Annotated in this window: 7 protein-coding genes; all 7 read right to left on the bottom strand. The window is 69.6% G+C overall.

The window, feature by feature from the left end:
- Positions 1–38: 38 nt before the first annotated feature.
- The gene (locus BBK82_RS39365) at positions 39–1,148 is read right to left on the bottom strand and encodes an aldose epimerase family protein (RefSeq protein ID WP_065919482.1); all 1,110 of its coding nucleotides are present in this window, start codon (positions 1,146–1,148) and stop codon (positions 39–41) included.
- A 13-nt stretch (positions 1,149–1,161) separates the two neighbouring features.
- Positions 1,162–4,245 carry a family 43 glycosylhydrolase gene (locus BBK82_RS39360; protein WP_065919481.1) on the bottom strand — a complete coding sequence of 1,028 codons (3,084 nt, stop codon included), beginning with the start codon at positions 4,243–4,245 and terminating at the stop codon, positions 1,162–1,164.
- 31 nt (positions 4,246–4,276) lie between these two features.
- Positions 4,277–5,491: a multiple monosaccharide ABC transporter permease gene (gene mmsB, locus BBK82_RS39355; RefSeq protein WP_065919480.1), complete on the bottom strand. Its 1,215-nt coding sequence runs from the start codon at positions 5,489–5,491 to the stop codon at positions 4,277–4,279.
- A complete protein-coding gene (mmsA, locus tag BBK82_RS39350) occupies positions 5,488–6,993 on the bottom strand; it encodes a multiple monosaccharide ABC transporter ATP-binding protein (protein ID WP_065921713.1) in 1,506 nt (501 codons plus the stop codon). The genes mmsB and mmsA overlap by 4 nt, the downstream gene beginning before the upstream one ends.
- A gap of 27 nt (positions 6,994–7,020) precedes the next feature.
- A complete protein-coding gene (gene chvE, locus BBK82_RS39345; protein WP_065919479.1) occupies positions 7,021–8,106 on the bottom strand; it encodes a multiple monosaccharide ABC transporter substrate-binding protein in 1,086 nt (361 codons plus the stop codon).
- Between the two features lie 249 nt (positions 8,107–8,355).
- Positions 8,356–10,929: a glycoside hydrolase family 9 protein gene (locus BBK82_RS39340; RefSeq protein ID WP_179953728.1), complete on the bottom strand. Its 2,574-nt coding sequence runs from the start codon at positions 10,927–10,929 to the stop codon at positions 8,356–8,358.
- Positions 10,930–11,086: 157 nt separating this feature from the next.
- Entirely contained in the window at positions 11,087–11,848 is a 762-nt protein-coding gene (locus BBK82_RS39335; protein WP_065919477.1) for a hypothetical protein, read from the bottom strand.
- Positions 11,849–11,996: the final 148 nt, after the last annotated feature.

Below are 11,996 nucleotides of genomic sequence, written 5' to 3'. Positions count from 1 at the left end.
GGTTCGATCAAGAGTTGGTGGTACTTGCAGACGTCAAGCTAGTCCACGGTGGACAGCCGGTAGACCGTCTCCTGGTGGTAGACCTCACCCGGCCGCAGCACCGTGCTCGGGAAGTCCGGGCGGTTCGGCGAGTCCGGGAAGTGCTGCGCCTCCAACGCGAACCCGGCGCCGCGGCCGTACGGACGACCACTGGTGCCGATCAGGTCCGGCGTCAGGAAGTTGCCCGAGTAGAACTGCACGCCCGGCTCCGTGGTCCACATGGTCAGCCGGCGTCCGGACACCGGGTCGTCGGCCTGGGCGGCGAAAGCGGGCGCCACCGGGCCGTTCGCGGCGGGGGTCCAGTCGTCGAGCGCCCAGTTGTGGTCGTAGCCGCCGCCGAGCAGCAGCTGCGGGTCGGTGCCGTCGATGCGGGCGCCGATCGGGGTCGGGGTGCGGAAGTCGAACGGCGTGGCCTCGACCGGCACCGGGTCGCCCACCGGGATCAGGGCGTCGTCGACCGGGCAGAACCGGCTCGCGTTGAGCTGCAGCGAGTGGCCGTGCACGTCGCCGTTGCCCTCGCCGGCGAGGTTCCAGTACGTGTGGTTGGTCAGGTTGAGCACGGTGGGCGCGTCGGTGGTCGCGCGGTAGGTGATGCTCAGCCGGTTGTCGCGGCTGAGGCGGTACGCCACCTGCGTCGTCACCGTCGCCGGGAAGCCCTGGTCGCCGGCCGGGCTCACGAGCTCCAGCCGCAGTCCCACGCTGCCGGGTTCGTCCAGTTCGGTCGCCGACCAGATCCGCGTGTCGAACGCCTCGGGGCCGCCGTGCAGCGTGTTCTTCCCGTTGTTGACGGGCAGGGTGTGGGCCGTGCCGTCGAGGGTGAACGTGCCGCCCGCGATGCGGTTGGCGTACCGGCCGATCAGCGCGCCGAGGAACACCCTCGGCGCGCCCGGCTCGTTGTTCGCGGCGTAGCCGTCGAGCGCGGGGAACCCGAGCACCACGTTGGCGCTGACCCCGCGGCGGTCCGGTGCCTCCAGCGACTGGACCACGCCGCCGAGGTCGAGGATCCGCACGGTGAGACCGCCCGGCCAGGCCAGGACGTACCGGTGCACCTCGGCGTCGCCGAGCCGGCCGAACAGCTCACGACCGAGCGCGGGTTCCCGTTGCGACATCGAACTCCTCTGGTCAGTTGAACAGGGCCCGGCAGTGCTGCGGCCGGACCCGTTGCGGTGCGACGCCCTCCAGCGTCGGCACGACCGGCTTGATCGTGCCGTCCGCGGCGAAGGTCATCTTGTCGATCGTGGTCTCGCGGCGCACGCCGTCACCGCCGGGGATGGCGAAGCGGTGGTAGGCGAGGTACCAGTCGTCGGTGCCGGGCACCTGCAGCATCGAGCTGTGGCCGGTGCCCTTGACGCCGAGCCTGGTGTCCTTGCTCAGGACCAGGCCGCGACTGGTGAACGGACCGGTCGGGCTCGGTGCGGTGGCGTGGGCGACGCGGTAGTCCTCGCTGCGGGTGTCGTCGACCGACCAGCTGAGGTAGTACGTGCCCTTGCGCTCCACCATGAACAGGCCCTCGCGGAAGTCCGTCAGGCCGTCGATCCTGGTGATCTTGGCCTCGTCATAGGAGACCATGTCCTCGTTGAGCGGCACAACGTACGCTTCGCCATTTCCCCAATAGAGGTACGGCTGTCCGGTTCCGTCCACGAACACCGCGGGGTCGATGGCCTGACCGGAACCGCTCGGGTTGCGGGCGACCAGCGGCTTCCCGGAGTCGACGAACGGCCCGGTGGGGGAGTCGCCGACGGCGACCCCGATCTTGGCCTCGGCGCAGAAGTAGAAGTAGTACCTGCCGTTGCGTTCGGCGATCGCGGGTGCCCACGCACGACCGTCCGCCCAGCTCACGTCCGGCCCGAGGTCGAGGACCACGCCCTCGTCCCGCCAGTCCACCAGGTTCTTCGACGACCACGCGGAGAACTTCGTGCCGCTCCAGCCGGGGAAGCCGTCGGTGGTGGGGTACAGGTAGTAGGTGTCGCCGAACGCCACGATGTGCGGGTCGGCGTTCAGGCCCGGCAGCACGGGACTGCGCAGCTCGTGCGCCTCGACCGTCCACTCGCGACTCTCCCGGCCCGAGCGCACGACGAACTTGCGTGGTTTGCGCAGATCGACCGGTCCGCTGGGCGTGATCGTCGCGCCGGGGGCGAGCCCGAAGTCCAGCCGGACCCGGCGCAGGTCGGCGCCGGGCCGCACCGGGAGCACGACGCTGCCCGGTTCGATGACGGCGGGCGCTTTGAGCGACTCGTGCCCGGCTGACCGGATCAGGGTGGAGTTGAACGGGAGCGCTGCCACGTCGGTGCCGGAGAGCGCCCGGTTGTACAGCCGGACGTCCTTCATCCTGCCGAGGAACGGCCGGTCGCCCGCGTACACGGACCTGCCCAGGTAGTTGGCCGCCGTGATGCCGCCGCCGAGGTCGGACGGCTTGGTCGTGGCCGCGGTGCGCCCCACCTCGACCCCGTCCAGGTAGAGCACCGCGACGCCACCGCCCACGGTCAGCGTCACGTTCTTCCAGACCCCGCGAGGCAGGGCGCGACCGGAGTCGACCCCCTGCTCGGTCGTCCAGTCGCCAATCGCGATCGCGCCGCGGTAGCTGTCACCGGTGCTGAACAGGTAGCCGTTGCCGACGCCGTTCGCGGCGGTGTTGCCGAAGCCGTAGAGGAAGTACGGCGTCTGCTGCGCCGGGTCCACCAGCACGTCGGCGGAGATCGTCGCAGCACTCGCGCCGGTCAGCATGTTGTTCGGCAGCTGGACGTGCCCGCCGCCGAACGACAGCGCGCCGGAGCTCCACGTCGCGTTCCCGGCGAGCACGCCGTCGTACCCGTGGCCGGTGGCGTCCCTGGCGACCGCGCCGGACGTGGCGTTGAGCGGCCAGTGCGCGACCAGACCGGCGCTGTCGGCCCGGACGGGAGCCGGGGGAGCGGTGAGGCGGTCGAGCTCGGCCTGGGTCACCGGGAGCACCGTGCCGTGCCGCGGTGACGCGGGCAGCCGGAAGCCGGTCGACATGGTCCACCTGCCGGAGGCGAGGTCGGTGGTCTCGAACGGCACGTAGCCGCGGCCGCCGTACTCGTCGATGAACAGGTACCACCTGTCCTCGGTGTTGGACTTGAACCCGGTCGGGCCCTCACCGGCGGACAGGCCGGGACTGGTGGAGGTGGCCTTGCCGATGCACTCGGCGACGAAGTCGTAGCTCGGGTCGAGCAGGTCAGTGGACTTCTCCGCGGTGATGTACTTGCTGCACGGCGAGGACGACGAGTTGTTGCGCTCGTCCTTGGTATAGCGGTAGTAGGTGCCCTGGTGCTCGATGACGGTCGAGTCGATGACCGAGTAGCCGGGGTCGATCCACACCTTCGCCGGGCTGAACGTGACGAAGTCGCGGGTCGTCGCGTACATCATCCGGTTGTAGCTGCTGCCGGTGTGGTTCGGGTCGTTCTCCGCGTACAGCTTCGAGGCCCAGTAGACGACGTAGGTGCCGCGCTGAGCGTCCCAGAGCGCTTCCGGCGCCCAGGTGTTGCCCGCGGTCGGCGGCGACACCTGGACACTGCGCTGGCGCGACCAGTTCCGCAGGTCGGTCGACTCCCAGACCATGATCGACCGGCTGCCGGTGCGCTGGGCGGCGTCCCAGCCGCGCCCGCCGTTGATCTTCAGGTCGGTGGCCAGCAGGTAGAACCGGTCACCGTCGGGCGAGCGCAGGATGAACGGGTCGCGCACGCCGAGCTCGCCCAGGCTGGACTTGAGGACCGGCTGGCCGCCGTTGACCTCGGTCCAGTCGAGCGGGTTGTTGCCGCGGCTCGCGGCGGCGTAGACCTGCTCGCCGATCGGACTGCTCTCGCCGGTGAAGTAGAAGAAGCTGTATCCGGCCAGCGGTTCCTTGACCGGCAACGGCTGCACGGTCGCCGTCAGCGCGCGGGTGGTGCTCTGCTGGCCACGGCTCACCTTCGCCGTCAACACGACCTTGGTGGCCTTGCTGCCCGCGGGTGGGCGGCTCACCTCACCGGTCGGCGTGATCACCCCGGCGTTGGACGACCTCCAGGTGATGGTCGTGTCGTTCGCGCCGATGGTGGGCAGGGTGAGGTGGCCGCGGACGTCGTCGAGGTTCGGCACCGCCACCGCGTCCGCCGCCGCCCGCACGAGCGGCTGGGCGGCGGCGGGGGTGACGGGCAGCAGCGCGGCCGTGACGGCCACGACGACCCCGAGATGGCGCAGGGAGGACAACATCGTTGTTGTTCGCCTTCCGGGAGGGTGAGCTTCAGGCGCGGCGCTTGGTCCAGACGTCGTAGGCGACCGCCGCGAGCAGGACGAGACCCTTCACGAGCATCACGCGTTCACTGGGCGCGCCGATCAGCGACATGCCGTTGTTGATCACGCCCATGATCAGGCCGCCGGTGATGGCGCCGACCACCTTGCCGACGCCGCCCTGCACCGCCGCGCCGCCGATGAACGCCGCCGCGATGGCGTCGAGCTCGAAGGACGCGCCCGCGGTCGGACCCGCCTGGTTGAGCCGCCCGGCGAAGATCACCCCGGCGAGCGCGGCCAGCGCGCCCATGTTGACGAACACCCAGAACGTGACGGCCTTGACCTTCACGCCGGACAGCGTGGCGGCCTGCAGGTTGCCGCCGATCGAGTAGATGTGCCGTCCGAACACCGAGTTGCCGGCCATCAGCGAGTAGCCGAGCGTGAGCGCCGCGAGCAGCACGAGCACCCACGGCAGGTTGCGGAACCGGGCGAGCTGCACGACGACGGCCATCACGACGACCGCCACGCCGACGATCTTCAGCACGAACACCGGCATCGGGTCGACGGTCTGGCCGTAGCCGAGCCGCGCGGCCCGCTTGCGCCACTGCGACAACGCGAACCCGGCCACGCAGGCGAGACCGGCGAGCAGGCTCACCAGGTCGGCGCCGCCGAGCGGACCGAGGCCGATGTTGCCGAGGTACCCGCCGGTGAACCCGTTGGACAGCGCCCGGATCTCATCCGGGAACGGACCGATGCCCTGGTTGCCCAGCGTGGTCATGGTGAGCGCCCGGAACACGAGCATGCCCGCCAGGGTGACGATGAACGCGGGGATGCCGAAGTACGCGATCCAGTAGCCCTGCGCCGCACCGATGAGCGCGCCGGCCAGCAGCGTCAGCAGCACGGCGAGCGGCCACGGCAGTCCCCATTGGACGGTCAGCACCGCGCAGATCGCCCCGGTCAGCGCCACCGTCGAGCCGACCGAGAGGTCGATGTGCCCGCCGATGATCACCAGGATCATGCCGATCGCGAGGATCAGCACGTAGGAGTTCTGCACGATGATGTTCGAGATGTTCTGCGGCTGCAGCAGGTCGCCGCCCGTCAGCACGGTGAACAGCACGACGATCAACGCGAACGCGACGTAGATCCCCGACTGCCTTAGGTTGATCGAGAACCGCCGGGACTGGGCAGGGGGCGTGGTGGCCGGTGCCGGCGCGGTCTTCGTCGTCATTGGCCTTGTCCTCGCGTCATGTATTGCATCAGGCGTTCCTGCGTGGCCTCTTCGCGGCCCACCTCACCGGTGATCCGGCCCTCGGACAGCGCGTACACGCGGTCGCACAGGCCGAGCAGCTCCGGCAGCTCCGACGAGATCACCAGCACCGCCCTGCCCTGCGCGGCCAGGTCGTTGATGATCGAGTAGATCTCGTACTTGGCGCCGACGTCGATGCCGCGCGTCGGCTCGTCGAGGATCAGCACGTCCGGGTCGGTGAACATCCACTTCGCCAGCACCACCTTCTGCTGGTTGCCGCCGGACAGCGTGCCGGTCGGCGTCGAGACGCCCGGTGTCCTGATGCCCATCGACGTGCGGAACCGCTCGGCGACCGAGTTCTCCTCGTTCTCGTTGACCCAGCCGCGGCGCGCGAGCTTGTGCAGCGCGGCGGCGGAGACGTTGCGCTGCACGTTCTCGATCAGGTTGAGCCCGTAGCGCTTGCGGTCCTCGCTCACGTACGCGAGCCCGTGGTCGATGGCGGCGCGCACGGTGCGCGTGTCGATCTCCTCGCCGTCCTTGACGACGCGCCCGGAGATGCCCACGCCGTAGGAACGGCCGAACACGCTCATGGCGAGCTCCGTGCGACCGGCGCCCATCAGGCCGGCGAGGCCGACGATCTCCCCGCGCCGCAACGACAGCGTGGCCCTGTCGACCACGACGCGGTCCGGCTGGGCCGGGCTGTGCACCGTCCAGTCCTCGATGCGCAGCACCTCCTCGCCGATGTCCGGCGTGCGCGGCGGGAACCGGTGCTCGAGGTCGCGCCCGACCATGCCCGCGATGATGCGGTCCTCGCTGAGGCCCTTCGCCGGCAACGTCTCGATCGTCTTCCCGTCGCGCAGCACGGTGACCGAGTCGGCGACCTTGGTGACCTCGCCCAGCTTGTGGGAGATGATCACCGAGGTGATGCCCTCGTCCCGCAGGCCGTCGAGCAGGTCGAGCAGGTGCTGCGAGTCGTCGTCGTTGAGCGCGGCGGTCGGCTCGTCCAGGATCAGGAGCTTGACCTCCTTGGACAGCGCCTTGGCGATCTCGACGAGCTGCTGCTTGCCGACACCGAGGTCGTCGACCCTGGTGGTCGGGTTCTCCCGCAGTCCCACCCGGTCGAGCAGCACCTGCGCCTCGTGGTTGGTGCGGTTCCAGTCGATGAACCCGCGCCGCGCCCTCTCGTTGCCCAGGAACAGGTTCTCGGCGACGGAGAGCTGCCCGCACAGCGCCAGCTCCTGGTGGATGATCACGATGCCGCGGCGCTCGCTGTCGCGCACGCCGTGGAACGCGCACGGCTCGCCCTCGAAGAGGATGTCGCCGTCGTACGTGCCGTGCGGGTGCACCCCGGACAGCACCTTCATCAGCGTGGACTTGCCCGCGCCGTTCTCCCCGCAGATCGCGTGGATCTCACCGCGCCGCACGGTCAACGAGACCTCGTGCAGCGCGGTGACACCCGCGAACCTCTTGGTGATGCTGCGCATCACCAGGATCTCGTCGGCCACCGGGACCTACTTGAGCTGGTCGGCGGTGTAGTAGCCGGACTCGACGAGCTCCTTCTGGTAGTTCGCCTTGTCCACCGGAACCGGCTGGAGCAGGAACGACGGCACGACCTTGACGCCGTTGTCGTAGTCCGTGGTGTTGTTGACCTCCGGCTTGCCGCCCTTGAGCAGCGAGTCGGCCATCTTCGCCGCGACGTCGGTGAGCTGGCGCAGGTCCTTGAAGATCGTGGAGTACTGCTCACCCTTGATGATCGACTTCACCGAGGCGACCTGGGCGTCCTGCCCGGTCACGATCGGGAGCGCCTGACCGCCGGTGCCGTAGCCGTTGCTCCCGAGCGCGGAGATGATGCCGATCGAGATGCCGTCGAAGGGCGACAGGACGCCGTCGACCTTGGCACTGCCGTAGGTCGAGGTGAGCAGGTCCTCCATGCGCCGCTGCGCGGTGGCCGGGTCCCAGCGCAGGATCGCGACGGTGTTGAAGTCCTTCTGGCCCGACTTCACGACGAGCTTGCCCTGGTCGATCAACGGCTGGAGGACGGACATCGCGCCGTTGAAGAAGAACGTCGCGTTGTTGTCGTCGGACGACCCGGCGAACAGCTCGATGTTGAACGGCCCCTCGCCCTTGGTCTTCAGCCCGGCCAGCAGTGAGTTCGCCTGCTGCACACCGACCTTGTAGTTGTCGAACGTCGCGTAGTAGTCGACGTTCGGGGTGTTGAGCAGGAGCCGGTCGTAGGAGATCACCGGGATCTTCGCGTCGGCGGCCTGCTGCAGCTGCGAGCTGAGCGACTTGCCGTCGATCGACGCGATGATCAGCAGCTTGGCTTTCTGGGTGATCTGGTTCTCGATCTGGTTGGCCTGCGTGGGAATGCTGTCCTCCGCGTACTGCAGGTCGACCTTGTACCCCTTGGCCTCCAGGGACTTCTTGAGGCTGTCGCCGTCGCGGACCCACCGCTCCGACGATCGGGTGGGCATCGTGATGCCGACGAGTGCGCCTTCCCCCGAGCCGGTCTGCTGATCGACTGTCTTCTCCGTGGAACCGCACGCCGCGAGGGAGACGGCGAGTGCGGTGGTGACCGCGATCCGGACAAGCCTCATTGGTTCTCCTCGATGTCACCGACAGGCAACAGTGCTGTAGGCGGGGAGTGTTATCGCTAACAATGGACCAGTCAAGTGACAGGTTGATAACCGCAGGTAGTGGCTGTTAACGCTCACAGGACGGTTGTCCGGGTATCTCGATTGGCGGCCGCGGCGGGGAGCGGTGGTCCGTCCCGGCGAACGCGAAAGCGCGCCCACCGCCGCGGTCGCGGCAGCAGGCGCGCTTCGTCCTACCGGTCCTGCCCGGGATCAGCTCGTCTTGCAGCTCTTCCCGTTGATCGTGAACGCGGCCGGGTCAGCCCCGCCACCGGAGGCGTTGAACCCGATGTAGACGGACTTGCCCGCCTCGACCTTGCCGTTCCACGACATGTTCGTCGCGGTGACGTCCGCGCCGGACTGGCTCCAGTTGGCCGACCACCCGCTGCTGACCTTCTGGGTGCCGGGGAACGTGAACCCGAGCTTCCACGACGTCCACGCGGTGGTGCCGGTGTTCTTCAGCGCCACGTGGGCCGACAGGCCGCCCTGCCACTTGTTGGCGGTGTAGGTGACCTCGCAGTCGGCCACCGGCGTCGGCGGCTGGCCGGACTTCTCCGCCGCCCAGCCGGAGACCCAGGCGAGGGCGGAGTTCCAGTTGATCGCGACCTCGTTCACCGAGTAGGCGCCGATGTCGTCGACCCAGCACTTCTGCTGCGGGCAGCCGGCGAGCAGGCGCTGGGCCACCGGGTCCTGCAGGGCGCTGTTCGGGCCGCCGGACAGCGAGCCGGGCGGAGCGATCGGGAGGGTCGGGTCGTTCTGGTGGGCCCAGAACCGGTGGTGCGCGTTGACCATCGCCTGCTCGCCGTAGCCCGCGACGTAGGAGGTGCTCAGCGGGTTGCGGCCGAGGAGGTAGTGCAGTGCCTCGAACACGCCGTCGCGGTACTTCGCGGCGCCGGTGAAGTCGTGCGCGAGGGCGAGCACCGTCGCGTTGTTCAGGACCGTGGAGTTCGAGCCCCACACGTACCCGGCGGTGCTGTTGTCGTACGGGGTGGCGTAACCCATGCCCGCCATCGCGGTCAGGTGCTGGTCCGCCACTGTGGCGAACGCCGACTTGATGGCCGTGACGTCCGCAGCGGGCAGGCCCGTGGGAACCAGCGCGAGCGTGATGTCACCCAGCGGTGCGGTGCCGCCCCAGTGGAAACCGCCGCGGTTCAGGCTCGCGGCCTTGTAGTGCGGCGAACCGGCGACGTCGGTGCGGAAGGCCGCCTCACCCGTCGTCGCGTACAGCTCCGAAGCGGCCCAGTAGAACTCGTCGGTCACGGTGTCGTCGCTGTAGGCGCCGCCGCCGGTGCCGTCGTTGGGGTCGGCGAGCTTCGCCGGGTTCGCCTTCGCCGCCGTGTACGCCTTGCGGGCCGCGCTCAACAGCGTCGCGGAGTAGGTCGCGTCGACTCCCCGCCACAGCCGCGAGGCCTGCGCGGCCACCGCGGCCAGGTTCAGCGTCGCCGCCGTGCTCGTCGCGGACAGCCGGCGCGGCTGGTCGTCGAGCTCGGGACGGGTGGGCAGCGCGGTCCAGTTGGCGTCGTGGATCTTGTGGTGCGCCATGCCGTCCGGTGCCTGCATCTTCAGCAGGAAGTCGACCTCCCAGCGCGCCTCGTCGAGCAGGTCCGGCACGCCGTTGGACTTCTCCGGGATGGCCAGCGAGCCGTCGCGGTACGCGGTGGCGTCGCCGATGCGGGAGGCGCGCTCGTAGGCGTTGAGCAGCTGCCACGCCGAGATGCCGCCGTTGACGACGTACTTGCCGTGGTCACCCGCGTCGTACCAGCCGCCGCGCACGTCCAGGGTGTAGCCGCAGGCGAGGTCCGCGCGGCACGGCACGTTGTTGTCGCCCTGGTTCGGTGCGACGTTCACGTGGCCGGCCGGGCGCGAGTACTCCTCGCCCACGTACTGCGCCTCGATGGGCGTTCCGCTGCGCTGGTGGTAGAAGAACGCGAGCGAGTCGTAGCGCAGCCGCTTGATCGCGTCGGCCGAGATGTCGAACGGGAAGCTGGTGTCCTCACCCACCGACAACGTGTAGCCGGTGCCCGCCGTGTCGAACGACGAGAAGTCGATCAGGTGCACCGAGTCGCCGGACGTGACGTCCGCGCCCTTGGGCGTGCTCTGCCCGGAAGCCACCACCGCGCCCGCGGAGTTCTTGAGCGTCCACGGTTGTGGCGTCGTGGCGGTGGACACGAGGGTGGCGCGCTTGGGCAGGCCCGGCACGTAGCCGACCTGGTCGACCTGGACCTTCCTGGTGGGGTTGGGGTTGACGCCACCGGGCGGCTTCACCCCGCCGACCAGGGAGACGTTGTCGACGCAGATCGTGTTGTCGGCGGCCTGACCGCCGAGCTGGAAGGCGACCTGGCCGTTGCCGGCGTCCGGGAAGTCCAGAGTGGACGTGAACGTGAAGGTGAACCGCTGCTTCTCCGGCGTCAGGGCGAACTCCTGGCGCGCGATGCCGCGGTACGGGCTCACGCTCTCGCCGGCCGCGGCGGCGACCGTCTGCGCCGTGGTGGCGCGCGCGTCGAACGACAGCGTGTAGGACTGGTCGGTCTCGAACGGCACGCCGTTCTGGCCGACCAGCGCGTCCCAGGGGTTAGTCGTGCCGCCGGTGACGGACGCGCACAGCTCGCCGCCGGTCACCCGGTTCGTCACGCCGGCGCTGGCCCACCAGGGATCGGCGGAGCCGCTGTCGAACGTGCCGTTGAGCAGGCGCTCGTACTCCGCGGCGGATGCCGGGATGGCGAGAGGTGCCGCCACGAGCGCCACGAGCAAGCTCGCGGCGAGCAGGCGTGGGGGTTGCGATCTCATGTTCCGAGGTTCTCCGTCCTCGTCGACGGGCGTTCTGGGAGCGCTCCCAGGTGACCGTAGGGTGGTTCTGTCGTCATCGGCAAGCCCCGTTCAGCCCTGACCCGCGGGCGTCACCCGGTCGGCCGCCCCTGCTCCGTGTGCCGTAGCAGGCGCTGCGTCAGCAGCCCACCCGGCGCGTCCCGAGTGCGATGTCGTCGACCCACAGGTCGTAGGCGCCGTCGTTGGGCTGGTAGAGCTGCCACCCGATCTTCACCGTGTCGAAGGCCGGGAACACGAAGTCCACCGGGTTGCCGCCGTGCGAGCGGGTCGAGACGGTCAGATCGGGTTGCGGCACGCCGTCGAACCACAGCTCCACGCGGTTGTCGGAGGCGTCCATCCGCCACTCGACGCACTGCCACACGTCCTCGCGCGAGGGAGCGGACTCCCGCCAGTTCGTCCAGTCGCCGGTCGGTCCGCCGTCGGCGCCGACGCCCCACAGCGCACGGCCGGTGGTGGGCACGTACTGGCCGCCGAGCGGTCGCACGATCTCCGCGCTGCCCTGACCGGTGGCCTCGACGAGGGTGTAGTGCGCCCAGTCCGGCTTCTTCGGGAAGGTGTCCACCTTCAGCCGGATCCGCCCGTAGAAGCTGTTGCCCGGCGCGGAGAAGTCGTCGACGCGCAGGAACGCGCGGCCGTTGGCCTCGGTGTGCACGTGCAGCACCCGCTGGCCGCGGGCCGCCTTCTCCACGGTGAGCGTGCCGTGCCGGGTGTCGACGCCCCACCGCAGGCTGGTCGCGCCACCCAGCGGGACGGACTGGAAGTCCTCGCAGAACAACAGGTCCGGCCGCGCGCACGAGCGGGTGTGCGCGGTGGCGGACGGCAAGCCCGCGAGCAGGAGGGGAAGGGTCACGAGCACGGACACCGCTTTCCGCAGACGCATGCCCGGCAATCTAGGAGGTCATCGGCAAACGTTGCCAGCACGGGGTTTCCGGTGTGCGATCTTCGAGTCGAATTCGACGGACGCCGCCGCGGTGGCGGTGCCGCGGACCCATTGGGAAACGCAACCGGCAGTTTCGCGGGCGCGGGCG

It is taken from the genome of Lentzea guizhouensis (assembly GCF_001701025.1).
GTDB lineage: Bacteria > Actinomycetota > Actinomycetes > Mycobacteriales > Pseudonocardiaceae > Lentzea > Lentzea guizhouensis.
The sequence above is the reverse complement of the archived record's forward strand: the minus strand, read 5'-3'. Positions and strand labels throughout refer to the sequence as shown.

Bases quoted from the DNA above. Each gene is read 5' to 3' on its own strand.
- chvE (WP_065919479.1), bottom strand. From the start codon at position 8,106: ATGAGGCTTGTCCGGATCGCGGTCACCACCGCACTCGCCGTCTCCCTC.
- BBK82_RS39365 (WP_065919482.1), bottom strand. From the start codon at position 1,148: ATGTCGCAACGGGAACCCGCGCTCGGTCGTGAGCTGTTCGGCCGGCTC.
- BBK82_RS39335 (WP_065919477.1), bottom strand. From the start codon at position 11,848: ATGCGTCTGCGGAAAGCGGTGTCCGTGCTCGTGACCCTTCCCCTCCTG.
- BBK82_RS39340 (WP_179953728.1), bottom strand. From the start codon at position 10,929: ATGAGATCGCAACCCCCACGCCTGCTCGCCGCGAGCTTGCTCGTGGCG.
- mmsA (WP_065921713.1), bottom strand. From the start codon at position 6,993: ATGCGCAGCATCACCAAGAGGTTCGCGGGTGTCACCGCGCTGCACGAG.
- mmsB (WP_065919480.1), bottom strand. From the start codon at position 5,491: ATGACGACGAAGACCGCGCCGGCACCGGCCACCACGCCCCCTGCCCAG.
- BBK82_RS39360 (WP_065919481.1), bottom strand. From the start codon at position 4,245: ATGTTGTCCTCCCTGCGCCATCTCGGGGTCGTCGTGGCCGTCACGGCC.